This window comes from Bowmanella yangjiangensis (assembly GCF_017255015.1).
Taxonomy (GTDB): Bacteria; Pseudomonadota; Gammaproteobacteria; order Enterobacterales; family Alteromonadaceae; genus Bowmanella; species Bowmanella yangjiangensis.
In genome coordinates this window covers 1-358 of sequence record NZ_JAFKCS010000748.1, presented here as the reverse complement: position 1 = coordinate 358, position 358 = coordinate 1, and the positions used below count along the sequence as shown (strand labels likewise).

Sequence of the window (358 nt, the reverse complement as noted above, 5' to 3'; positions counted from 1 at the left end):
AGAAGGTGCGGCGATCCTCGCCGAGGCGGGTCTCGTCGGGGCCATAGCCGGTGCGCATGAACAGCTTGTGGGTCAGCAGCGAGGTGACCGGTTCGAGCTCGGGCGACAGGCTGCCGGCCTCGGCCGCCGGGTTGTCGAGCTCATCGGCCTGCGCCAGGAACGGGGGCAGGCAAGCGAGCAACAGGGCGGCGCAGCGCAGGGCGTTGGGGCGGATCACAGGGCGAACTCCTCGATGAGACGGTTGCCATCACGGGTGGCGGCGGTGCGTTGCTCGGGCGTCAGCCTGGAGCCCAGCGCCTGCGTCAGCGCTGCTGCGCGTTGATCGCCCAGTTCCTGAGCGGCGAAGGCGAAGGTGTAG

Annotated in this window: 1 protein-coding gene; it reads right to left on the bottom strand. The window is 70.1% G+C overall.

Annotation, left to right across the window (positions count from 1 at the left end; genetic code table 11):
• Window positions 1-217: hypothetical protein (locus J0A65_RS26525; protein ID WP_206597164.1), on the bottom strand; the 217-nt coding region annotated here is incomplete at its 3' end.
• Between the last annotated feature and the right edge of the window lie 141 nt (window positions 218-358).